The sequence below is a fragment of the Pseudomonas fluorescens genome (assembly GCF_902497625.1).
GTDB classification, from domain to species: Bacteria; Pseudomonadota; Gammaproteobacteria; order Pseudomonadales; family Pseudomonadaceae; genus Aquipseudomonas; species Aquipseudomonas fluorescens_BQ.
In genome coordinates, this window is sequence record NZ_CABVGX010000033.1 from 1 (window position 1) to 22658 (window position 22658).

The 22658-nt window shown below is 58.7% G+C and carries 18 protein-coding genes; 8 read left to right on the forward strand and 10 right to left on the reverse strand.

Features of this window, described 5'->3' with window-relative positions; translation table 11 throughout:
• Positions 1 to 1019 precede the first annotated feature (1019 nt).
• On the reverse strand, positions 1020 to 1244 hold the full coding sequence (locus tag F8N12_RS19095) for a YgdI/YgdR family lipoprotein (RefSeq protein WP_150581870.1): 225 nt from the start codon (positions 1242 to 1244) through the stop codon (positions 1020 to 1022).
• A gap of 214 nt (positions 1245 to 1458) precedes the next feature.
• Between F8N12_RS19095 and F8N12_RS19100 the strand changes: the two genes are divergently transcribed.
• The 5 genes from F8N12_RS19100 to F8N12_RS19120 all read left to right on the forward strand — a co-directional run bounded on the left by F8N12_RS19100 (position 1459) and on the right by F8N12_RS19120 (position 8629).
• Positions 1459 to 3111 (forward strand): VRR-NUC domain-containing protein, encoded by a 1653-nt coding sequence (locus F8N12_RS19100; protein WP_412072156.1) that lies wholly within the window; start codon positions 1459 to 1461, stop codon positions 3109 to 3111.
• Positions 3108 to 5387, forward strand: a complete 2280-nt coding sequence (locus tag F8N12_RS19105) for an ATP-dependent DNA helicase (RefSeq protein WP_150581871.1) — start codon at positions 3108 to 3110, stop codon at positions 5385 to 5387. The genes F8N12_RS19100 and F8N12_RS19105 overlap by 4 nt, the downstream gene beginning before the upstream one ends.
• 118 nt (positions 5388 to 5505) lie before the next feature.
• Positions 5506 to 7425, forward strand: a complete 1920-nt coding sequence (locus F8N12_RS19110; RefSeq protein ID WP_150581872.1) for a PAS domain-containing sensor histidine kinase — start codon at positions 5506 to 5508, stop codon at positions 7423 to 7425.
• 90 nt (positions 7426 to 7515) lie between these two features.
• The gene (locus F8N12_RS19115; RefSeq protein WP_150581873.1) at positions 7516 to 8040 is read left to right on the forward strand and encodes a cupin domain-containing protein; all 525 of its coding nucleotides are present in this window, start codon (positions 7516 to 7518) and stop codon (positions 8038 to 8040) included.
• Between the two features lie 52 nt (positions 8041 to 8092).
• A complete protein-coding gene (locus F8N12_RS19120; RefSeq protein ID WP_150581874.1) occupies positions 8093 to 8629 on the forward strand; it encodes a hypothetical protein in 537 nt (178 codons plus the stop codon).
• A 69-nt stretch (positions 8630 to 8698) separates the two neighbouring features.
• Here the strand turns inward: F8N12_RS19120 and F8N12_RS19125 are convergent, their stop codons facing one another.
• A complete protein-coding gene (locus F8N12_RS19125; RefSeq protein ID WP_150581875.1) occupies positions 8699 to 9175 on the reverse strand; it encodes a hemerythrin domain-containing protein in 477 nt (158 codons plus the stop codon).
• Between the two features lie 341 nt (positions 9176 to 9516).
• Between F8N12_RS19125 and F8N12_RS19130 the strand changes: the two genes are divergently transcribed.
• Positions 9517 to 10743 carry a zinc-dependent alcohol dehydrogenase gene (locus F8N12_RS19130; RefSeq protein ID WP_150581876.1) on the forward strand — a complete coding sequence of 409 codons (1227 nt, stop codon included), beginning with the start codon at positions 9517 to 9519 and terminating at the stop codon, positions 10741 to 10743.
• A gap of 99 nt (positions 10744 to 10842) precedes the next feature.
• Here F8N12_RS19130 and F8N12_RS19135 read toward each other — a convergent pair whose 3' ends face one another.
• The 3 genes from F8N12_RS19135 to F8N12_RS19145 form a co-directional block, all read right to left on the reverse strand.
• Positions 10843 to 11139: a hypothetical protein gene (locus tag F8N12_RS19135; protein WP_150581877.1), complete on the reverse strand. Its 297-nt coding sequence runs from the start codon at positions 11137 to 11139 to the stop codon at positions 10843 to 10845.
• Between the two features lie 181 nt (positions 11140 to 11320).
• The gene (locus F8N12_RS19140) at positions 11321 to 12664 is read right to left on the reverse strand and encodes a cation:proton antiporter (protein ID WP_150581878.1); all 1344 of its coding nucleotides are present in this window, start codon (positions 12662 to 12664) and stop codon (positions 11321 to 11323) included.
• 46 nt (positions 12665 to 12710) lie between these two features.
• Positions 12711 to 13322, reverse strand: a complete 612-nt coding sequence (locus F8N12_RS19145; RefSeq protein ID WP_150581879.1) for a Yip1 family protein — start codon at positions 13320 to 13322, stop codon at positions 12711 to 12713.
• 168 nt (positions 13323 to 13490) lie between these two features.
• Here F8N12_RS19145 and F8N12_RS19150 point away from each other — a divergent pair, with 168 nt between their 5' ends.
• Positions 13491 to 13991, forward strand: a complete 501-nt coding sequence (locus F8N12_RS19150; protein ID WP_150581880.1) for a CinA family protein — start codon at positions 13491 to 13493, stop codon at positions 13989 to 13991.
• A 251-nt stretch (positions 13992 to 14242) separates the two neighbouring features.
• Here the strand turns inward: F8N12_RS19150 and F8N12_RS19155 are convergent, their stop codons facing one another.
• Entirely contained in the window at positions 14243 to 15100 is an 858-nt protein-coding gene (locus F8N12_RS19155) for a glucose 1-dehydrogenase (protein WP_150581881.1), read from the reverse strand.
• A gap of 229 nt (positions 15101 to 15329) precedes the next feature.
• Positions 15330 to 16484 (reverse strand): MalY/PatB family protein, encoded by a 1155-nt coding sequence (locus F8N12_RS19160; protein ID WP_150581882.1) that lies wholly within the window; start codon positions 16482 to 16484, stop codon positions 15330 to 15332.
• 179 nt (positions 16485 to 16663) lie between these two features.
• Here F8N12_RS19160 and F8N12_RS19165 point away from each other — a divergent pair, with 179 nt between their 5' ends.
• Positions 16664 to 17752 (forward strand): AI-2E family transporter, encoded by a 1089-nt coding sequence (locus F8N12_RS19165; protein WP_150581883.1) that lies wholly within the window; start codon positions 16664 to 16666, stop codon positions 17750 to 17752.
• Positions 17753 to 17778: 26 nt separating this feature from the next.
• Here the strand turns inward: F8N12_RS19165 and F8N12_RS19170 are convergent, their stop codons facing one another.
• The 3 genes from F8N12_RS19170 to F8N12_RS19180 are packed head-to-tail and all read right to left on the reverse strand — an operon-like array spanning position 17779 to position 21783.
• Positions 17779 to 19254 (reverse strand): family 16 glycosylhydrolase, encoded by a 1476-nt coding sequence (locus F8N12_RS19170; protein WP_191623190.1) that lies wholly within the window; start codon positions 19252 to 19254, stop codon positions 17779 to 17781.
• A 29-nt stretch (positions 19255 to 19283) separates the two neighbouring features.
• Positions 19284 to 20336 (reverse strand): UDP-glucose 4-epimerase GalE, encoded by a 1053-nt coding sequence (gene galE, locus F8N12_RS19175; RefSeq protein WP_150581885.1) that lies wholly within the window; start codon positions 20334 to 20336, stop codon positions 19284 to 19286.
• 28 nt (positions 20337 to 20364) lie between these two features.
• Positions 20365 to 21783 (reverse strand): oligosaccharide flippase family protein, encoded by a 1419-nt coding sequence (locus F8N12_RS19180; protein ID WP_150581886.1) that lies wholly within the window; start codon positions 21781 to 21783, stop codon positions 20365 to 20367.
• Positions 21784 to 22658 lie beyond the last annotated feature (875 nt).

A 22658-nucleotide genomic window follows, 5' to 3' on the forward strand; every position in this document is an offset into this window, starting at 1 on the left:
GCGCAGCAGTCGTGAACATCTCCGTGCGAATGTCGTGGGACGTCTGCTTCGCAGCCGGACGCAGCCTTCGGCAGCTGCTACAGGTTTCATTTACGCCACGGACTATGTTTACACCACGGCCTACGTTTACCCCACGACTATGTTTACACCACGGACCATGTAGCAGCTGGCGCAGCCTGCGTCCGGCTGCGCAGCAGTCGTGAACAGTACCGTGCAAATCCCGTTGGGCGTCTGCTTCGCAGCCGGACGCAGCCTTCGACAGCTGCTACAGGTTTCATTAACGCCACGGACTATGTTTGCGCCACGGCCTACGTTTACGCCACGGACTATTTTTACCCCACGGACCATGTAGCAGCTGGCGCAGCCTGCGTTCGGCCGCGCAGCAGTCGTGAACATCTCCGTGCAAATCCCGTCGGGCGTCTGCTTCGCAGCCGGACGCAGCCTTCGGCAGCTGCTACAGGTTTCATTTACGCCACGGACTATGTTTGCGCCACGGACTATGTTTACGCCACGGCCTACGTTTACCCCACGGCCTATTTAACGCCACGGACCATGTAGCAGCTGGCGCAGCCTTCGGCAGCTGCTACAGGTTTCATTTACGCCACGGGCTATGTTTACGCCACGGCCTACGTTTACCCCACGGCCTATTTAACGCCACGGACCCATGTAGCAGCTGGCGCAGCCTGCGTCCGACTGCGCAGCAGTCGTGAACAGTCCCGTGCGAATGCCGGCGGCGGGCGTCTGCTTCGCAGCCGGACGCAGCCTACGGCAGCTGCTACAGGTTTCATTTACACCAGGGACGTTTACGCCACGGACCCATGTAGCAGCTGGCGCAGCCTGCGTCCGGCGGCGCAGCAGTCGTGAACAGTCCCGAGCGAACGCCGTCGGGCGTCTGCTTCGCAGCCGGACGCAGCGTTCGGCAACTGCTACAGGTCATCACTCAACTACGATGTGGAGTGACACGCCGCTTTCGCGAGCAAGCTTGATCCTGCGGGGAATCGCTAAACTCTGTGTCAGGTTCAGTCTTCCTCGCGAACCGTTGCCACCTCGTCAGCCCGGACTTTTACCTTGGAACCTGAGATGTCTTCAAATTCATAAAAACCATCCTTGGTTTTGGTTTTTGGCATGTCCTTGGTCAGGTACTGCGTACCGTTCTGCAGCGTCACAACCGTTTGCGTCGAGCACCCGGCGAGGGCCAGAACTGCTACTGCGACCAGGGGCAAACCCAGATGTCTGATATTCATAACCACCTCTCATCCTGAAAAACCATGCGATTGCCGGATCCAGCAATCGGTATTTACCTATCGCGGTTGGTGCAGTGGATCACTGGAAAGTTCGATGCCCGCTTAAAAAAACCTGAATAGTGCCGCCGCTTATCCCTTTCCATTTGCGTCGGACCGGCCCTAGCTGGTATCTGTACGCATAACCAGTAATCGCTCGCCATGGCCCTGTTTTCCCGTGATCGCAAACCCGCTTGAAAATCCGCTGTATTACTTGAACAACTTCATGCAAGTGCTTGATTGGCTTGAACATCGGTATGCCGATGTATTGAGCGAAGATGAGCAATCCTTCATCAGGCAGTTCGTCCAGCTGCCCCAGGCATCCCGAGCGTTGCTGGTACGGCTGGTCATGCGCAAGGGTCTGCATTTTCGTGCGAGCAAACTCCATTACATGGAAATTGGCGACATCCCATCGGCCGCCGAGCCTCTACTCGCACTGGGATGGATTGACGAGCACGCGCCACTGCCACTGGACGCTTTATTCGATGTATTGCTCAAGGCAGAAATACTGCAATGTTTCGGTCACGCCATCGAACAACCCAAAGCCAGAAAAAACGACTGGCTGCCAGGACTGACCGAACGCTTCCCCGGGGCGCTCGCCTTTACCCAGTGGTGCCCTGCATTGGCTGATCGCCTGCTCAGCCTGACCGTCATGGACGTGTGTGACCGGTTGCGTTTAATGTTTTTCGGCAACCTCTATCAGGACTGGTCAGAGTTTGTCCTCGCGGACTTGGGCATCTTTACCTATGAGAAGGTCGAGTTCAGCGCCGACTCAAGGGGCTTGCGCAGCCGCGACGATGTGGATGCCTGCCTGTTTCTCCACGGATGTCAGCAGCGATTCGAGGCCGGTGAAGCGGTGCTGGACATTGTCGAACAGGTCAACGGGCTGGCCCTGAACAATCCGTGGCTGCAAAAACGCCGCAACAAATTCCTCTTCCAGATCGCGCAATATTGCGAGCGCAGCGCAGATTTTCCGACTGCCCTGATGATCTATCGCAACTGTGCCTGGCCCGGCTCGCGCCGTAGGCTGATCCTGGTGCTGGAACGCTGCGGTGAATACGCATTGGCCCTGGACATTGCTGCGACTGCCGAGCAAGCACCGGAAAGCGCCGCCGAGCAGCAGCAACTACTGCGCATGTTGCCCAGATTGCGCCGCAAACTCGGCGGGCCGCCGATCAAACGTGCTTCTCGCCGGGACATGCTGCGACTGGATTTGCAATTACCCAGGACTGATCCGCTGCTGTCGGTGGAGTTTCACGTCAAGGCGCACCTGGCCCAAGACCTGGCGCCGGTGCACTACGTCGAAAACAGCCTGATCAATTCATTGTTCGGCCTGCTGTGCTGGCCGGCGATCTTTGCGCCATTGCCGGGCGCGTTCTTTCACCCGTTTCAACGTGGCCCTGTGGATCTTCATCACGAAGACTTTCATGCGCGCCGGGCCGAACTGTTCCAGAGGTGCCTCGAACAGCTCGACGACGGGCGCTATCGGCAGACGATTCGCGAGCGCTATGCGGCCAAATGGGGCGTGCAGTCACCGTTCGTATTCTGGGGCGCACTGAACGAGGAATTGCTCAATCAAGCGCTCGATTGCTTGCCCGCAGACCACCTCAGGCACTGGTTCAACCGCCTGCTGCTGGACATCAAGGCCAATCGCACCGGCATGCCGGACCTGATCCAGTTCTGGCCGCAGGAAAAGACCTACCGCATGATCGAGGTCAAAGGCCCCGGCGATCGTTTGCAGGATAACCAATTGCGCTGGCTCGACTTCTGCCATGAACACCAGATGCCCATCGCCGTATGTTACGTGCAATGGGCGGAACCGAACCCGTGAGTTACAGCGTTGCCGTGCGCGCATTGTGCGAGTTCACCGCCAAGGCAGGCGACCTCGATTTGCGTTTCACTCCGTCGCCGACTGCACTGGAAGGCATCGTTGGCCACCGTACAGTGGCGTCGCGCCGCAGCGAGGGCTATCAAGGTGAAGTTGCCCTGGAAGGTGTTTTTCAGACCTTGAAGGTCAGGGGCAGGGCGGATGGCTACGATGTTGCGCAAAACTGTCTGGAAGAGGTCAAGACGTATCGCGGCGATCTGAGCAGGCAACCGGCCAACCATCGCCACCTGCACTGGGCTCAAGCGAAAGTCTACGGCTGGCTGATGTGCCAGAAACTCGACCTGCAGCACATCAACGTGGCGCTGGTGTATTTCGACATCGTCAGCGAAAAGGAAACCTGTCTGGTCGAGGCCTTCAGTGCCGCAGACCTCAAGGCGTTTTTTGAACAGCACTGCCGCCTTTTCCTCAAATGGGCCGAGCAGGAAATGGCGCATCGCGAGGCACGTAATGCGGCGGCGCAACAACTGGCGTTTCCGCACGCGGAGTTTCGACCCGGGCAACGGCACCTGGCCGAATCCGTGTTCAAGGCCGTGAGCACCGGCCGTTGCCTGATGGCCCAGGCGCCGACTGGCATCGGCAAGACCGTCGGCACACTGTTTCCGATGCTTAAGGCCTTGGCACCGCAACAACTGGACAAGGTGTTCTTCCTGACGGCAAAAACGCCGGGGCGCAAACTGGCCCTCGACGCCGCCCAGGTGATTGTCGACAGCGCCGATGCGCCACCCTTGCGGGTACTGGAGATGATCGCCCGGGACAAGGCCTGCGAGCATCCGGACAAGGCCTGCCACGGCGATTCCTGCCCGCTGGCGCAAGGGTTTTATGATCGCCTGCCAGCGGCTCGTCAAGCCGCCAGTGACCTGACAATGTTGACCCGGAACGCCTTGCGCCAAGTAGCCTTGATGCACGACGTCTGCCCTTATTATCTCAGCCAGGAGATGGCGCGCTGGGCGGACGTGGTGGTGGCTGACTACAACTATTACTTCGACTTCAGTGCCTTGCTCTTCGGACTGGCCCAGGCCAGCAACTGGAAGGTCGCGGTGCTGGTGGATGAAGCGCACAACCTCGTCGAGCGCGGCCGGCAGATGTACAGCGCCAGCCTCGACCAGTCTGCGCTCAATGGCGTAAGAAAAAGTGCGCCTGAAGTGCTGAAGAAGTCCTTGCAGCGGCTCAACCGGGAATGGAACGCTCTGCATAACCAGCAGTCCGGCGTTTACCAGGCGTACGACAAGCCGCCGGAGAAACTCATTCAGGCACTGTTCACCTGCAGCGCCAGCATCGGTGATTACCTCAACGATCACCCGCAGGGCCTGGACAGTGCCCTGCAGAGTTTCTATTTCGACATGCTGCAGTTCTGCTGGGTGGCCGAGCTTTATGACGAGCAGTTCCTGTTCGACATCAGCAAGCGCGACCTCGACCGCAAGCGCAACCTGTCAAACCTGTGTTTGCGCAATGTCGTGCCCGCCGGATTTATCCGCCCCCGCTTGACCGCTGCACGCAGCACCGTACTGTTTTCGGCGACCTTGAGCCCGCAGCACTATTACGCAGATCTGCTCGGAGTGCCGGCAGGCACCGTCTGGATTGATGTCGAGTCGCCGTTCCACGCTGACCAGCTGGCGGTTTCCATCGTCAGCCAGATTTCCACGCGTTTCGTCCACCGTCAGGCCTCGCTGATCCCGATCGTCGAGTTGATTGCCCGCCAGTTCAGCCAGCGGCCGGGTAACTACCTGGCGTTTTTCAGCAGCTTCGATTACTTGCAGCAGGTAGCGCAGTTACTCGCGGAGCAACATCCTCATATCAATATGTGGTTGCAATCGCGCGGCATGGCGGAAGGGCAGCGTCAGGACTTCCTCGATCAATTCACCACGCACAGTCAGGGGGTTGGGTTTGCCGTACTGGGGGGCGCTTTCGGCGAGGGCATCGACCTGCCCGGAGCACGGCTGATCGGCGCATTTATCGCTACGCTCGGGCTGGCCCAGTTCAACCCGGTCAACGAACAGATGAAGCATCGCATGGCGGCCATATTTGGCGCGGGGTATGACTATACCTACCTCTACCCGGGCGTTCAGAAAGTAGTCCAGGCCGCGGGAAGGGTGATTCGGACCCAACAGGATCAAGGGGTGGTGATGTTGATCGATGACCGGTTTGGCGACAGCAAGGTCAAGCAGCTACTGCCGCGCTGGTGGTCAGTCGGCACTGCAGATATGTCCTTCATTAGATAATTGATCGCAGCGTCCATGGGCGGACTCAATAGCCGGTTTGATGCGGGAAATGCTTTTGCCCTTTCCAAATTTTCGGTTTGTTTCATACTCCACAAAAGCATTCTGAAGTGAGAGCTCAATGAGCGAGGATCGAAGCAAAGCCAGTACCCTCGAGGACGGTCGTTTACGCCTGTTGATCGATGCTGTGATTGATTATGCAATCTACATGTTGGATCCCGAAGGCATCATCACCAGCTGGAACGCCGGAGCCAAGCGGTTCAAGGGGTGTGAGGAAGCCGAGATTCTCGGGCAACACTTTTCGCGTTTCTACACCGACGAGGATCGCCGGACCGGGCTTCCGCAACGGGCGCTTGACACAGCGATTGATGAGGGGCGCTTCGAGGGCGAAGGCTGGCGGGTGCGTAAAGACGGCTCCCATTTCTGGTGTCATGTAGTCATCGACCCGATCTTCAGTAGCACCGGAGAGTTGCTGGGCTTCGCCAAGATCACCCGCGACCTCACCGACCGCAAAATGGCAGAAGAAACCCTGAAGCAAAGCGAGCAGCAGTTTCGGCTGTTGGTACAGAGCGTCACCGACTACGCCATCTACATGCTTGCCCCGGACGGACGGCTCACTAACTGGAATCCCGGTGCGCAGCGAATCAAGGGCTACCGGCCCGAGGAGGTCATTGGCCAGCATTTTTCGCTGTTCTATACACCTGAGGACCGCGAGGCGGGTGAACCGCAGCGTACTTTGGACAGCGCTGTGCGCGAAGGTCGTTTTGAACACAAGGGTTGGCGAGTGCGCAAGGATGGCACGCGGTTCATGGCCCACGTCGTCGTTGATCCTATTTGGGGCGAAACCGGCACTTTGCTCGGGTTTGCCAAGATCACCCGTGATATCACCGAAGCGACGCTTGCCCAGCAGACCCTGGAGAAAACCCGGGAAGCGCTGTTCCAGGCGCAGAAGATGCAGGCGATCGGCCAGCTTAGCGGCGGCATCGCCCATGATTTCAACAATCTGCTGACGGTGATACTGGGCAATCTGGAAATCGTGCGCAAACGAGTGGGTGACGACCCGCGCATCACTCGCCTGCTGGACAATGCCACTCAGGGTGCCCAGCGCGGTGTGTCTTTGACTCAGCGGATGCTTGCCTTCGCTCGACGCCAGGAACTCAAGACCGAAGCGGTTGATATACCTCAGCTGATACTGGGCATCAGTGGGCTGTTGCGCAGTTCCCTGGGGCCTTCAGTCGTTCTGGAAACGCGGTTCCCGCCTGCGCTTGAGGCGGTAATCGCGGACGTCAACCAACTTGAACTGGCGGTGCTGAACCTGGCGACCAATGCTCGCGACGCCATGCCCCATGGCGGCAAGATCACCATCAGCGCCAAAACCGAAGAAGCCAGCGCACAGCCACAGTTGCCTCTGGAGAGCGGGCGTTACGTTTGCCTGAGTGTGATCGATACCGGGGAGGGCATGGATGAAAGCACGTTGGCCAAGGCCATGGACCCTTTTTTCACCACAAAAGGTGTAGGTAAAGGCACCGGGTTGGGGTTGTCGATGGTGCATGGTTTCATCGAACAATCGGGTGGCCGCTTTATTCTCAAGAGTCAGAAGGAACAGGGCACGATCGCCGAATTGTGGTTGCCGGTATCCACCCGCGATGCGCGAACCACGTCGGCAGCGCAAGACGTCGCGCCGCCGGTGCCTCGTTTGTGCGTCATGGTGGTGGACGACGACAGCCTGGTGCTGACCAGCACCTGTCTGTTGCTTGAAGACCTCGGGCATCGAGTGATCAGTGCGGTGTCGGCGGCGCACGCGTTGAAAGTGTTAGACAGTGATCAGGCCGTCGATCTGGTGATCACCGATATGGCCATGCCGCAGATGGATGGCGCACAGCTGGCACAAGAAATCAGAAATCTCAAACCGGACCTGCCGATTATTCTCGCGACCGGTTACGCCGAGAGGCTGGAAGGCTTTGCGACTCGATTGCCAAGGTTGTCCAAGCCTTTCACTCAGCTCAATCTGGTAGAGATCATTGCCTCGACGATGAAATAAACGATGCACCGTGGGGGAAATGTTTCGGGCGCAGTGAATTTTTCACCGTCGTGCAGCTCAGAAATATAAGGCCTTGCGGAGCTGTTGATCATGCATCCTCACACTGGAAATTCGCTGGTTCAGTTGTTCTTCGCAGATGACGGACAGACGCCCAATAGTCGCCTGCCGGTGCTGATCTACCAGAACGTCGCGCTTGACTCGGCAGATAAGGCCCGAGCGTTCGAGGTATTGTTCGCTGCTAACGACTGGCCCGCGCAATGGCGCGCGCAAGTATTTGACTATCACCATTACCACTCCAATGCCCACGAAGTACTCGGCGTTGCCAAAGGTCGGGCGCGGCTCAAGCTCGGTGGCCCAGCCGGGGCGGAGCAAGTGCTGGAGGAGGGCGACGTGTTGATTCTGCCCGCCGGTACGGGCCATTGCAGTCTGGAGCAGAGCGCAGATTTTCTGGTGGTGGGAGCCTATCCGCGAGGCCAGGGAGACTACGATATTCAGCGTCCCGACCCCGATACCCACGCCGCGTCCATGGCCCGCATCGCCAAAGTGAAGCTTCCCGATGCCGATCCGGTTTACGGCAACAAAGGTCCTTTGGTCGACACCTGGCTTGCCGTCTGAACTTGTCGGCAGACGGTTCTTCTAACTGCTTTCGATTTCGTGCGTGATTCCCGTGCCAAGAATACTGACTGACATTCCGTTGGAAGAAACCCTCACCGAACATAACGCCAAGATGTTCGGCTCTCCCAAGGAGCGCCTGGATTTCTACCGGCGCGAAATTCAATACGAAACCAGCATCCTTGCCAATCGCACCGACGCTTACCTGACGGCGCAATCTTTTCTGGTGATTGCCTTCGCGTCGTGCATGGCTAATCTCAATCCGGAATGGGGGAAGTTGTTCACATTGGTGGTGCCGCCGTTTCTGGCACTGCTGGGCGTACTCAGTTCTTTGAATGCCTGGCCTGGCATCCGTGCTGCTTATGACATCATTGACCACTGGCATTTCAAGCAAAGTGAGTTGCTGCGCAGCGAACCTCTGATGGGAATGGCCTACGACGAGTCGCCGTTATTCAGTGAGATGGAGTCATCGCACAAGGGCTATCGCAAGTCGCTACTGTTCTCGGTACGCACGCCCTGGATCTTCGCAACGTTCTGGATCCTGCTCGGGTTCTATGCGTTTTATATTCAGGTCACCGACCCGCTGGGTTGAACCCGAAACCTTTAGCAGCTGGCGAAGCCTGCGTCCGCTTCGCCCACTGCCACAGCGTCATCACTTCATTTACGCCGCCAGATGACTCGTACTCATTTCTTTCTTGTACTGAGCTTTCATTTTTTCCATCTCAGCACCCAGCTCTTCCAGGGTAGCGTTGCCCAGCAGCTTCTTCGCCTGCGGGAACATTTCCTCTTCCTCCTCTTCAATGTGGTGCTCAAGTAGTTCCTTGACCACTTTCACACGCCCGGAAAATTCCAGACTGGCCGGATCAGTAGCTTTCAGGTCTGGCAGTACCAGCGCATCAACGGTGCGGTGTTCTTCCTTGGCTTCGTAATACATGATGTCCTGTTCCTTACCCCCCGCTTCTTTAAATGCCGGATAAAGAATTTCTTCTTCAAGACGCGTATGGATAGTGATCTCCATCTCCAGTTTGGCGAGCAGGTCAGTACGTTTTTTCACACCGCGTTCAGTGGACTCGCTCAACTGCGCCAGGATGGCTTTTACGCGTTCATGGTCGGCTTTCAACAGGTCAATGGCGTTCATGGTCTTTCTCTCATCAAGTCAGGGGTTGAGCGCGAACGGTCTCTAGGCCGAATGTCGCTTATACTGATGGAGCATATGTCGTGCCGTTCCGGATGATCTTCAAAACACCTTTTGATTCAATAACTTAAATGCCTTGGTCATTATTGTTGATCGTGCAGGTTGCATGAGCCGGTAAATTGACTCATGCAGTACGCGGCACTACGGTAACAGGCACTTACTAGACCGCGTTTGTACCTTGAACCGCTGATCAGATTCGCCATATTTCTGACTGAACTAGCACCCTCCCGATGCTCCCTTAATACAGACAACCATTGTCTCTATAAACTAGCGAGGATGCAGCCATGCGTGCGATGACTTACCACGGAGCACATGACGTCAGGATTGAAACCGTGCCCGATCCTGTCATAGAAGCACCCGACGATATCATTCTGCGCGTCACGGCCACTGCCATCTGTGGTTCTGATCTGCACTTGTACCGCGGGAAGGTTCCGACTGTTGAACACGGCGATATATTCGGTCATGAGTTCATGGGTATCGTCGAGGAAACCGGCAAGGATGTGACAGCCGTTCAACGCGGTGATCGCGTAGTCATCCCTTTCGTCATCGCCTGCGGCGACTGTTTTTTCTGCCAGCAAGAGCAGTTCGCCTGTTGTGAAACTACCAACAAAGGCCCGGGTGCGAGTCTTAACAAGAAAATCATTCCACCACCGGCGGCCTTGTTTGGTTTCAGTCGTCTGTACGGTGGCGTCCCTGGTGGCCAGGCCGAGTTGGTCAGAGTGCCCAAGGCCAATACCGGCCCGTTCAAAGTCCCCGGCACGCTCGCGGATGAAAAGGTATTGTTCCTCTCGGACATACTTCCGACTGCCTGGCAGGCGGTCCTCAATGCAGGTGTCGGACAGGGTTCAAGTCTGGCCATTTATGGTGCCGGTCCGGTCGGGCTATTGAGCGCTGCGTGCGCCAGAATGCTGGGTGTCGACCAGATTTTCATGGTCGATCATCACGAATATCGGCTCGCTTACGCGCAAAAGACCTATGGGGTTATCCCGATCAATTTTGATGACGATGACGATCCTGCCGACACCATCATCCGTCAGACGGCCGGCAACCGTGGAGTGGATGCGGTGATCGATGCTGTAGGGTTCGAGGCCAAGGGCAGCACGACTGAAACCATACTGGCTACTCTGAAGCTGGAAGGCAGCAGCGGCAAAGCGTTGCGCCAATGCATCGCCGCTGTGCGTCGAGCCGGGGTCGTCAGCGTGCCGGGGGTTTATACCGGATTTATTCATGGCTTCATGTTCGGTGATGCATTCGACAAAGGTCTGACATTCAAGATGGGGCAGACCCACGTGCAGCGCTATCTTCCGGAGTTGCTTGGCTATATTGAAACCGGACGTCTGCAACCGGACGCGATTATCTCTCACAGGATGTCACTGGAGCAGGTCGCTGAGGGTTACAAGATGTTCGACAAGAAACAGGAAGAGTGCCGCAAAGTCATTCTGACCCCGGGATCGAGTGATGTGCCGCTGACCGAGAACGTTACTGACGCCTCGCCAGTTCCGGCCATGTAGGTTGAGCGACCTTCTCCGGCAGTAAAACGCGCAAGCGCCAGGCTTGCCAGCGAAGACCATTTCAAATCGTCTTCGCTGACAAGCCTGGCGCTTATACGTTTATACCCGGGATTCGTTCGAATGCTGCGGACGTTGAGTCGCAGACGCGGACAAGGGCATTGATGGGAACTCTTTATTCAGCAACTGCAGATGCTCGATGGCCTCCTGGTATTTCGCATCCGCTTTCCTGCGCACGGCCTGATAACGATCGAACTGTTCAGCGTCCAGTTCGCTACCTTCCAAGAGTTCAAAGGCAATGTTACTCAATGCCTGTGCCTCTTCAAACAGCTGGCGATTTCGATCCAGGGCAAACGCCCGGCAAGCGCTGTTTTCGTCGCGGGTGGAATAATGAATCATGTCAGGCACCTTTGATCTAGGGGTTCCGTCTCAGGCCATCGCCTTAAGGAACCGGACCGAAAATTCACATCCTGCGCAGGCAGGGCTGGGTTAAAGGTAGGACCGGCAAAGTTGGCGCAGGATTGCAATTTTATGAGGGCAAAAACTCGATCAATCCGCACGTATAAGAGCCGCGCTGATATCAGGCTTTTCGTTTCTTGTGCTGTTCATAACGGGCGAGGATCGGCTGCGTACTGATGCCGTGGGCGAGGATACTTAAAGCCACCACCGACAAGGTCAGGTTCAAACACAGGTTCGCCACCGACGGTTCCAGCCCATGGTTCAAGGCGTAGAACAGATAGTAGAGGCTGCCGATCCCGCGGATACCAAACCAGCCGATCAACAGCCGCTGACGCATGGGCAGCAAACTGCCCCACGGCATGGCGACCACGCAGAGGGGGCGAATCAGGCAAAACAGCACCGCGGCAATCGGCAGCGCCCGCCAGTCCCAGTGCGCGATCAGAACCACGCCAAGCAAGGTGACCAGGAATACCTCCATCGCCCTTTCCACCAAACCACCAAACGCCAGCATGTCGCTCATCATGATGCCGGCGGCTACCTGACTGTCTTCAAGATTTTGCGTATCGCCATGAACGGCGTTTTGTGGGTCGACGTTCAGGTGGCCAACCACGGGTTGCACAAGATGTTCTGCAGGTAATTCGTCGTCGCCGGTGGAGTTGACTTCTTCGTGTCGCAAAGCGAGGCCGGCTGCAAACACCGACAGGAATCCATAACCGTGAATGGCTTCGGCGCCTACGTACGCCAACGCGATCAACGCGAGGGCCAGGTAGTCGTTGGGTGAAAGGGTGCTGTCTTCGTTCTTGATGCGCAGGGTCAAGGTCACCCGGCCGATGCCGCGCCCCATCAGATAGCCCGTCAGAAAACCTGCGGGGACCGCCCATACCACGTCGCGCAGTGCCCATTCGCCGATCCAGCCGGAGCCGCCGCCCTGTTGCAACATCAGCAGGCCGAGGATCACGAACGGGAAGGCAATGCCATCGTTGAGCCCGGCTTCACCGGAGAGCCCGAAGCGCACACTGTCGTCATCGCGGGCATCATTCACCTGCACCAACGCTGCCAGCACCGGATCGGTGGGCGCGAGGATCGAGCCGATCAACACCGATGCGCCCCATGACAGTTCGAACGCGTAATGCAGCAGCAGGCAAACGCCGCCGATGGTCAATACCATCACCGGCCCCGCCAGCCCGTACGCGACTCGCCAGGTTTTATCCTTGAGTGGCAAACGCAGCTTCAATCCGCAGACGAATAGAGAAAATAGCACCGCGACTTCCGTGAGGTGCTCCATCCAGACGGCGGCATCGTCGGTTGCCAGCTGCAAAAATCCCAGGCCCGAAGGCCCGATGGCGATGCCCAGCACCAGGCACACTGCCGAGGTGGTCACCGGCATCCAGCGCAGGTGAGCTGAGGTCAGCGCCAATGTCAGCAGAACCGCACCAAGCACGGCAACCCATACCACGAAACTCACGATGGGCTAGCGCCACAAACGGTCGAAGTGAGCCTGATCAAGGTATTCAACCGACTGTCGCGCGCACGTATTCCGGCGTCAGGACGTTGAACCAGAGCAGAATCATTTCAACCAGGATAGTCACCAGCACCAGCAAGCCCACACCCCACACGCAGGCGGAATTGAGCAAGCCTTGCTGTTTGCGTTCATGCATGAAGGTTGGCAGACCTACGAACAGCAGGAAAGTGGAATACACCCCGGCGGCGCCCAGGACGATGATGGCCAGCCAGCGGCTTGGGTACAGCCCCGCGATGCCAGCGAGGAAAAAGGGTGTCGCGGTGTAGGCTGCAAAACCGATGCACTGGTTCAGAGTAGGGCGTGAATCGAACGCTCGGGACATCCAGCGAATGAACAGACCCATCACTACAACGCCGATGATGATGGTTAGATAAAGCATGAAGCACAGCTGCAGGGCACTGCCTGTACTGAGTTTGACAATCTCGTTTTCCGCCAGACTCCATCCTACATAGGTGGTCCCTACAAACAGGCATACCGCCGGGATCAGGGCGAGCAACAGCAAGTGAGCCAGGTAATGGCGTGGGTGTGCTTCTTCTTCCTTGCGAATATCCGTCCACGCGAAGTTGGGTTGGGTGAACAGCTTGACGATTGGTGCGGACATGACGACCTCCTGATCTGGATCGGCCTGTGACAGAAGCCGCTTAACGTATTGATGTCCGGATTTCGCCTGGGGTTCATTTTTTCAGTGGTGTATCGAGCAGTGCAGCAATAGACGGAATGTTTAATCGCAGTCAGGGTCAACCACGCAGGTATGAATGGGGAAATTGCCATGACGCTCAGTGAATCGGTTGTCGAGTACTTGCGCGACAACACCCTGCTGCTGACCACTGCGGAATCCTGCACTGCCGGCAAAATCGTAACGCTGCTGGCGGAAGTGCCACACAGTGGCGATCTTATCGAGAGCGGCTATGTGGTCTATTCCCCTGAGGCGAAACAGCGGTTGCTCGGGGTTAATCCCTATACGATCGAAACGTTCAACCTGACCAGCTGTGAAGTGGCCAGGGAAATGGCGTTGGGCGCATTGCGCGACAGCACGGCCAACGTAGCGGTGGCCACCACCGGCATTCTCGGACCGGAAGATGTTGATGGCATCCCTGCGGGAACCGTGTGTTTCGCCTGGGCTTTTCAATCCGGAGGCGGGCGATGCGTGTTCAGCCGACGCGAGCGATTTTTCGGGACGCGTTGCGAGGTTCAATTGATGGCTGCAGAACATGCGTTGCGGGAGTTGGAGCATTACCATCGGCGGGCGTTGGCGGGGGAGCGGGAATAGAAGTCTTGCGCGCAGGCCAGAGGGTTCGCAGGTTTCTGATGAGCGTAAGCGACTGCTGCGCAGCCGGACGCAGCCTTCGGCAGCTGCTACAAGGCCCGTGACCGGCGCAAAACCTGTAGCAGCCGGACGCAGCCTTCGGCAGCTGCTACAAGGCCCGTGACCGACGCAAACCCTGTAGCAGCTGGCGCAGCCTGCGTCCGGCTGCGCAGCAGTCGTAAAAATCCAAAGGCGGACGAAACGGTCGCAAAAACCTATAGCATCGGCTTGCCACCGGTGATGCCATACCGCTGACCGGTGATATAACTTGCTTCATCCGACGCCAGCAACACATAAATCGGCGCGACTTCCACTGGCTGGCCCGGGCGACCCAGTGGCGTCTCGGCACCAAAGTTTTGCACTTCCTCATCCGGCATCGTCGAGACGATCAGCGGCGTCCAGATCGGGCCAGGGGCCACGCAATTCACACGGATATTCTTCGGACCCAGGATCTGCGCCAGCCCGCCGGTGAAGTTCGCAATGGCACCTTTTGTCGTGGCATACGCGAGCAGGGAAGGTTTGGGCATGTCGGAATTGACCGAGCTGGTGTTGATAATCGAGCTGCCCGGTTGCATGTGCTTCAGCGCGGCCTGACAGATCCGGAAGATCGCCGTGATGTTCACGTCGAACGTCATCACCCATTCGTCATCAGGGATGTCTTCGAAATTTTCGTGAGTCATCTGGAAAGCAGCGTTGTTGACCAGAACATCGATTCGGCCGAAGCGCTCGACGGTTTTGTCGACCAATGCCTGGCATTGCTCTTTTTTCGCCAGGTCACCCGGCAGCAACAGGCACTGGCGCCCGGCTTGTTCGACCCAACGTGCGGTTTCCTGGGCGTCTTCGTGTTCGTTGAGGTAGGCGACCACGACATCGGCGCCTTCGCGGGCAAATGCGATGGCAACCGCACGACCGATTCCGCTGTCAGCACCGGTGATCAGGGCAATCTTGCCTTCCAGCCGGCCCGAACCTTTGTAACTCTGCTCACCGCAATCCGGGTACGGGTCCATTTTTTTCTGGGAGCCAGGGACGGGTTGAGCTTGTTTCTGGAACGGTGGTTTTGGGTAGTCGATCATCGGAATTCTCCTGTTCAAGGTAAACGAGCCAAAGGGTTGACCCGCTACTTTTGCCTTGAGTTCGGTTGGATTTCCGGAAGTTGACCAACGCCCTGACGACACCAAAACTGGTAGGAGCTGGCTTGCCGGCGATGACGGCGCTACATCCAATATCATCGTTGGCTGAACGACCGCCTTCGCAAGCAAGCTTTGCTCCTACAAAGTCTGGTCATTTCACGGGGCAACCCTATCAAGCGTTACGAGCCCGCAAACTACGCTCCATCCGCGCAACACCTTCCTCCAGCAATGCCCGCGGACAGCCGAAGTTCAGGCGCACGAACTGTTGGCAGGCGTCGCCGAAATCCAGTCCTGCACTCAAACCAACCTTGGCCTGTTCAAGAAAGAATTTTTGCGGATCGGCCAGCCCCAGCGCCGAACAATCCAGCCAGGCCAGGTAGGTGCTTTGCGGCACATTGATGCTGACTCCCGGCAGACGACTGCGAACCGCGTCCACCAGATAATCGCGATTGCCCTGCAGATACGTCTTCAGCTCTGCCAGCCACGGCCCTGCTTCGCTGTAGGCGACCCGCGTGGCTTCCATGCCCAGCGGGTTGACACTGTCGACCATGCCGCAACGGGCATGATTGACCCGTTCGCGGATGGCGCGGTCCTGGATGATCATGAATGAAGTCTTCAGCCCTGCGATGTTGTAGGCCTTGCTGGCCGACATCAGCGTGATGGTGCGGCGGGCGATGTCGTCGCTCAGCGACGCGGTCGGAATGTGCACGCGACCGTCGTAGCACAGTTCGGCGTGGATCTCGTCGGAGATGATCCAGGCGTTCTGCGCCAGGCAGATGTTCGCCAGGGCTTGCAGCTCCTCCCGGGGGAAGGCCTTGCCCAGTGGATTGTGCGGGTTGCTGAGCAGCAGCGCGCCGCCGCCCTTGAGCGATTGGCGCAACGTTTCCAGTGGCGTGGCATACGTGCCGTCCGCCAGCGCGTCGAAGCTCAGCTCGATCTTGTTCAGCCCCCAATGGCCCGGCGCATGCCGCAACGGCGGGTAATTCGGCACCTGCACCACTACGTTCTGTTGTGGCTCGACCAGCGCCCGCAAAGCCATGTTGAAGCCCGACTCCACGCCCGGCAGGAAAATCAGCTCCTGCGGCTGGACGCGCCAGGCGTATTTGTTCCACAGATCGGCGACGATGGCTTCGCGCAATCCCTCCTGCGCCACGCTGTAGCCGAGCAACGGATGCTCCAGACGTCTTTGCAGGGCCTGGACGATCACCGGCGGCGCGGCGAAATCCATGTCGGCGACCCACATCGGCAAGACATCGGCCGGGTAACGGCTCCACTTGGTGCTGCCGGTGTGGTGGCGGTCGAACACCTGATCAAAATCGAAAGTCATGCGCAGTCTCGTAGCAACAGGAGGTAGAAAGGGACGCCATGATAATCCCCCGCACCAGTGGGAGCGAGCCTGCTCGCGAAGGCTGGGTTCAACGCCTGCGCAATGCCTTGCGTCTTCCCGCAAACGTCTATGCTGGGCTAACCAATCCCGCCATTGCCGCGATAGGCACGGAGTCGTCCATGGAGCCCACGTCCCTTTCCGAAAAGGCATTCACGCGCAACCTGCTCGACGTGCTGATTCGCGCCGGGCTTATCGCCGTGCTCGTGTTGTTTTGCTTCGAGATCTTCCGCCCGTTCCGCGACCTGATGCTGTGGTCGCTGATCCTGGCGATCACCCTGTATCCGCTGCAAGAGCGGCTCAGAGGGCCGTTGGGGCGAAAAGAAGGGCGCATAGCGACGCTTATCGTGCTGGTTGCGGTGCTCATTCTGATGGTGCCGGTCTATCTGTTGGGCACTTCGATCGCCGACTCGGTCGACAGATCGATACAGGTGGTCAGGACCGAAGGCTTCGCCATTCCACCGCCTTCCGCGTCGCTCGCCGAATGGCCGTTGGTGGGCAAGCCGCTGTCGGCGATCTGGCTACAGGCGTCGACTGACCTGCCTGGGCTGACCGAGAAATACATCCCGCAGATCAAAGGCGTGAGTCTGGGCCTGCTAGGCAAACTGGCCGGCGTCGGCATGGGTTTTCTGACGTTTATCTTCGCCCTGATCATCGCTGGCATATTCATGGCCTATGGCGAAAGCGGCGCCCGCAGCGCGGTGCAAATCTCATCGCGTTTCAGCGGCCCGGTCCGAGGCCCGAAAATCGCCGGGCTGTGCACGGCGACCATTCGTGCGGTGGCGTTGGGGGTGGTCGGCATCGCGTTTATTCAAATGCTGCTGGTGGGCCTGGGCTTCGTGTTCAAAGGTGTACCCGGTGCCGGTCTGCTCGCGCTAGCTGTGTTGCTGCTGGGGATCATGCAACTGCCAGCTACCTTGATCACGTTGCCGGTGATCGCCTATGTGTTCGCCACAGAAGGCGCGAGCACCGCGACCATCATCTTCGCCATTTATGTATTCGTCGCCGGCCTGGTCGATAATGTACTCAAACCGCTGCTGCTCGGGCGTGGCGTAGACGTACCGATGCCGGTGATCCTGATCGGCGCACTCGGCGGCATGGTCACCGGCGGCATCATCGGTTTGTTCATTGGCCCGGTCGTGCTGGCGGTTGGTTATCAGCTGTTCTGGCAATGGGTGGATGACACCCCTGATGTGGCGACGGGGCCCTGATCAAGCCTCTTCAGGGCAAACGCGGCCTAGTTGCCGCGCTTCCACACTTTGACGTAGTCGATGCGGAACGTGGAGGGCAGGTCGGCGTCGTCGACCACACCGAACCATTGCCACATCGCCTCGCTGTCGAACACGATCTGCATCGGGAAGAAGAAGTTGGTGTTTTTCGCTTCACGGACCAGCACGCCATCGACGTACCAGCGCAGCTTGTCCTGTTGCCAGTCGAAACCATAGACGTGAAAAGTGCTCGCCAGCCGCCACGGCGCGACCCAGGTGCTGCCGTCGCTGAGGTGCTCATCGCTTTGCGGCGTGGCCCAGACGTGGGCGTTCATGTTGTATTTCTTGTCGAAAGCGCCGTCCTTGGTCTTGCCGCCGATTTCGAAGATGTCGATCTCGGTGGCATTGTCGGGCAGGCCGGTCCACGCCAGCCAGAACGCACTGGAACCGGCCGAATCCATGGGTTTTGCCCGCGCTTCGTAATAGCCGTACAGCCCGCGTTCAATGGTGCGGACCATGGCCGAGCTGTAATCCTTGTAGCCCAGTTTCACGTACTTCTCAGGCAGGGTTTCCTTGCGGAAATAGATGTTCAGGTTGCCATTGTTGACGACCGCATTGGTCGGCAGAAACAACGCCGGCTTACGCCCCAGCGAGTCGGTGCCGGTGGCGTTGTTGACATGCCAGCGCGCCGCGTCGAGCGTTGTTCCGTTGAAGTCATCGGAGAGCCGCGTATCCAGCACCCACTGGCCCGCGTTGGCCTGATCGGACAAGGGCACATCAGGGTTGGTATGTTGCGGCACTTCGCCGAGAGGACCGACACGGGTCCACGCTGTGGATTGCGAGGGCACGGCCACTGACCATTTTTGCGCCAGATAATCGAATACGGTTTGCCGCTCGGCCTGCGAGCTCAGCGCGCGGTCGTAGACCAGCACTTCGGCGACGTCACCCCGGAGGATTTCCGAGGTGCCCACTACGTTACGCGCCACGGCAAACGGGCCGATCGGCACATCGGTGATTTCGAGAAAGGCCAGCCTCGGCTCGTAGGCCGTGGTCTGTTGCACACTGATGCCGAAGTTCGGCAGCACGTTGTCGTTGTCGGCAATTTGCGGGCGCGAGCTGAACAAGCGCTGCCAGGCTTTGCCGCCGGCCTGCTCGGTCATGCGCCGTGACACCACGAACACCGTGGCCGGGCCTTTGCTGGTGCGAATCGCCGGGCCGGAAAACGCCGCAGTACCGCTGAAACGCACCACCGGACGGCCATTCATGGCGCTGTCCACCCGCAATGGCAGCGCCGTGGCCGCGACAGGGTCGACGGTCACGGCGGTGGCTTTGGCGGATTTGTCTTGCCAGCGGGTCACGCGGTTTTCTGCATCGACGGTAAGGGTCGAGGCATCAGCAGCGTCGAGCCACAGCACCAGCCCGTTGAGTGGCGGGCTGGAGACATTGGCAAACGCATTCAACGCTGCCGACATCAGCAGCGCACCCAGCAATATTTCCCTGACCATGTGCATCTCCTTCCATCTGAGCCAAAGGCTTACTTGTGGGCAAATTTCAGTGCCGGTTGCGAGCGATAACCGAGCGGGTTGTGTGACTGCCAGCGCCAGCTGTCGACGATCATCCGTTCCAGGTCACGTTCGGCAGCCCAGCCCAGTTCTCGTCCCGCCTTGCTTGCATCGGCCCAGCACTGGGCAATGTCGCCGGCGCGACGCGGGGCGAACTGGAACGGAATGCTAATCCCGGTGACGGCCTCGAAATTGCGGATCATCTGCAGCACGCTGTAGCCAACCCCGGTGCCGAGGTTCCAGACATTCACGCCGCTGCTGTCGCGCAAGGCGTGCAGGGCTTTGAGATGTCCGTCGGCAAGGTCGACGACGTGGATGTAATCGCGCACGCAGGTGCCATCGATCGTCGGGTAATCGCTGCCGTAGACGGTCAGTTCAGGAATGCGGCCGATGGCGACCTGGGTCAGGCACGGCAGCAGGTTGCTCGGCTTGCCTGTAGGGTCTTCGCCGATCATGCCGCTTTCGTGGGCGCCGATCGGGTTGAAATAACGCAGCAACGCGATGCTCCAGCGCGGATCGGAGAGCGTCAGGTCGGTGAGCATTTCCTCGATCATCAATTTGGTGCGGCCGTACGGGTTGGTCGGTTTGCCGGTGCCCAGGTCTTCCAGAATCGGCGTTCGCGCGGGGTCGCCGTAAACCGTCGCCGATGAGCTGAACACCAGATTGAACACCTTCGCACGCGCCATCGACCGACATAGGTTGAGCGTGCCGGCAACGTTGTTGGCGTAATAGTCGAGCGGATTGCTGACGCTTTGCTCGACCGATTTGAGGCTGGCGAAATGCACCACCGCATCAATGTCGAAGTGACTGAAGATGTCATCCAGCAGCTTCTGGTTGCGCACGTCACCTTCGATGAACTCGACCCGGGTGCGGGTCAGTTGCTCGAGACGGGTGATCGACTCGCGACAGCTGTTGCTCAGGTTATCGAGCAACAGCACTTGCTGGCCAGCGTTGATGAGGGTCAGCGCGGTGTGGGAACCGATAAAGCCGGCCCCGCCTGTGATCAGCGTGGTTTTTCTGAGCATGATGTGTGATTCCTGTGCGAGAACCGTTTCAGCGGGAGGTGAAAACCGACTTGAATTCTTGCGGCCAGCGCGGGTGCAGCAGGCTGTAGGCGAGGGCATATGTCAGGGCGCCGATGGCGATGTTGGCGATCAGGTGCACGTAGCCGGTCAGGCTCACTTGTGTGGAAAAGGTCACCACGCTGGCGGCCATCACCAGTGAGGCGATGACGCTGCGGTAGTTGCACTCGACAAATGCGCGCCAGCCGTACCCGATGGCGGTGTTCAGGCCGCGAATCTGCAGGGGCGTGATGATCAGCATGCGGATTAACAGGGCCAGCGCTGCGGCCATGCCGCCGTAGACCGGGCCGAGGCTGTAAACCAGCGCCAGGGCGAGCAGGGTGGTGCCGACTTCAGCTTTGAGGGTGAGGCGGCTGCGATTGACCGCGACCAGCGCAGTGGTCGCATACATGGCCAGGTTGCCGAGTGCGGCGGTGCCGGCCAGCACTTGCAGCAAAGGAATGGCGTCGGCCCACTTGGCGCCAAAGATCAGCAGGATGATGTCGTCGGCGGTCAATGCGATGCCGATGAACAGCGGCGTCAGCAGAAAACCGCTAAGCGCGGTCGAGTTGCTGATGATGCCGATCAGCCGCGAAGAATCCGCGCTGCGTCGGGCGAATGCCGGCAAGGCGTAACTCATCAAGCCGTTGTAGATCGCCGTGCGCGGCAGATCGATGATGCGCATCGCCAGGTTGAACATGCCGACGGCGCTCGCTCCGGCAGTCATCCCGAGCACCACGTTGACGCCGCGTTGCAAGGTTTGCGAACTGAGTACATTGATCGCGACCGGCGTGCCCGACCTGAGGGTTTCGCGCAGGAACCGGGTGTCGATATGGAACGCGATCCGCTTGGGCTCGCCACGCATCAGCACGATGACCGAAACGAACTCCATGATCAGCGCCTGCGCGATCACCGCCCAGGCGCCAAAGCCCCACAACGCCACCGCAATGCCGCCGACACCGCCCAGCACCTTGCCCAGCAGCGTACGGGTGGCGAGCATTTTGAAGTTGCCGCTGCGGCGCATTTGCACCACGTACACCCGAGCCATCATGGTGAAAAGGATCTTCACCGATGCAACGGCCGTCATCCATGCCAGCGCCAGCGAAGGTGCAAACTGCAGCGCCAGGCCGCTGATAAGCAGAATCGACACCAGACTGATCAACACGGAAAACCAGAACGCGGTCGAGATATGCCGGTCGTCCAGCTTTTCCTGGCGCACCAGCGGATCTTCGAGCACGGAGGAGTAGATGATGCCGACCACTTCGACAATGGCGATGATCACGGTGCCAATCCCCAGTTCCGCAGGCGACAGCAGGCGGGCATACACGACGAACGTGATCATCGAGAGGAAAATCAGGCCGAATTTCTCGGTGAAGATCCAGATCAATGTAACCAGACGATGATTGGCCATGGAAGGAACCTGGGTATTCGAACAAAAAAGAAGGAAAGCAACGAACCGAAGGAACCAGCACCCGTAACACCCGTAACACCCGTAGCACCCGTAGCACCCGTAGCAGCTGCCGAGCCTGCGAGGCTGCGTCCGGCTGCGCAGCAGTCGTAAACCCAGACGATGCGGCGCATCAGGGAAACCGCGTTTACCGGATTTGCGAGTGCTGCGCACTCGGACGCAGGCTGCGCCAGCTGCTACAGAATTACGGGGTCGGGGGCGCGTGGTCAGAGTTCGCGTTGTTACGGCCGCATAGTCGGTTTTCGCGTTATCACGGACGCGTGGTCAGGTTTCGCGTTATCACGGACGCGTGGTCAGGGTTCGCGTTATGAGGAACGCGTGGTCAAGGGTTCGCGTCGTCAGCACCCGTAGCAGCTGCCGAGCCTGCGAGGCTGCGTCCGGCTGCGCAGCAGTCGTAAAACCAGACTATGCAGCGCATCAGGGAAACCGCGTTTACCGGATTTGCGAGTGCTGCGCACTCGGACGCAGGCTGCGCCAGCTGCTACAGAATTACGGTGTCGGGGGCGCGTGGTCAGGGTTCGCGTTATCACGGACGCGTGGTCAGGTTTCGCGTTGTCACGGGCGCGTGGTCGGTTTCGCGTCGTCAGCACTCGTAGCAGCTGCCGAGCCTGCGAGGCTGCGTCCGGCTGCGCAGCAGTCGTAAAACCAGACTATGCAGCGCATCAGGGAAACCGCGTTTACCGGACTTGCGAGTGCTGCGCACTCGGACGCAGGCTGCGCCAGCTGCTACAGAATCGCGTTATCACGGCCGCGTAGTCGGTTTTCGCGTTATCAGGGGGCGCGTGGTCAGGTTTCGCGTTATCAGGGGCGCTTGGTCA

Coding starts and splice junctions, on each gene's coding strand:
- F8N12_RS19155 (WP_150581881.1), bottom strand. CDS start 15,100: ATGATCGACTACCCAAAACCACCGTTCCAGAAACAAGCTCAACCCGTC.
- F8N12_RS19180 (WP_150581886.1), bottom strand. CDS start 21,783: ATGGCCAATCATCGTCTGGTTACATTGATCTGGATCTTCACCGAGAAA.
- F8N12_RS19115 (WP_150581873.1), top strand. CDS start 7,516: ATGCATCCTCACACTGGAAATTCGCTGGTTCAGTTGTTCTTCGCAGAT.
- F8N12_RS19135 (WP_150581877.1), bottom strand. CDS start 11,139: ATGATTCATTATTCCACCCGCGACGAAAACAGCGCTTGCCGGGCGTTT.
- galE (WP_150581885.1), bottom strand. CDS start 20,336: ATGCTCAGAAAAACCACGCTGATCACAGGCGGGGCCGGCTTTATCGGT.
- F8N12_RS19130 (WP_150581876.1), top strand. CDS start 9,517: ATGCGTGCGATGACTTACCACGGAGCACATGACGTCAGGATTGAAACC.
- F8N12_RS19160 (WP_150581882.1), bottom strand. CDS start 16,484: ATGACTTTCGATTTTGATCAGGTGTTCGACCGCCACCACACCGGCAGC.
- F8N12_RS19170 (WP_191623190.1), bottom strand. CDS start 19,254: ATGGTCAGGGAAATATTGCTGGGTGCGCTGCTGATGTCGGCAGCGTTG.
- F8N12_RS19095 (WP_150581870.1), bottom strand. CDS start 1,244: ATGAATATCAGACATCTGGGTTTGCCCCTGGTCGCAGTAGCAGTTCTG.
- F8N12_RS19150 (WP_150581880.1), top strand. CDS start 13,491: ATGACGCTCAGTGAATCGGTTGTCGAGTACTTGCGCGACAACACCCTG.
- F8N12_RS19125 (WP_150581875.1), bottom strand. CDS start 9,175: ATGAACGCCATTGACCTGTTGAAAGCCGACCATGAACGCGTAAAAGCC.
- F8N12_RS19110 (WP_150581872.1), top strand. CDS start 5,506: ATGAGCGAGGATCGAAGCAAAGCCAGTACCCTCGAGGACGGTCGTTTA.
- F8N12_RS19165 (WP_150581883.1), top strand. CDS start 16,664: ATGGAGCCCACGTCCCTTTCCGAAAAGGCATTCACGCGCAACCTGCTC.
- F8N12_RS19145 (WP_150581879.1), bottom strand. CDS start 13,322: ATGTCCGCACCAATCGTCAAGCTGTTCACCCAACCCAACTTCGCGTGG.